This window comes from Bradyrhizobium sp. Kon37 (assembly GCF_055807535.1).
Map to the genome: position 1 here is coordinate 1 of NZ_JBVVOY010000333.1, position 239 is coordinate 239.

The 239-nt window shown below is 70.7% G+C and carries 1 protein-coding gene; it reads left to right on the plus strand.

The features are described 5' to 3' along the window. Positions 1-17 precede the first annotated feature (17 nt). The coding region (locus AC0L3J_RS38380) for a hypothetical protein (protein WP_473350620.1) at positions 18-239 on the plus strand (222 nt) is incomplete at its 3' end.

Sequence of the window (239 nt, forward strand, 5' to 3'; positions counted from 1 at the left end):
GCATTGCAAAGCGACTGATGTACGCGCAGGCGCACAAGGCTCTGCGCGCCGACCTGGACAAGATCAACCGCGAGTACCGGCAGGGCCGTCAGGCGGTCCAGGAGCGCACGCAGCGCCGCGCGTGGGCCGACTGGCTCAAGGCCGAGGCGATGAAGGGCGACGACAAGGCCCTGGCCGCGCTGCGCGCACGCGAGGGCCGCAGCGACCTCAAGGGCAACACCATCCAGGGCAGCGGCGAG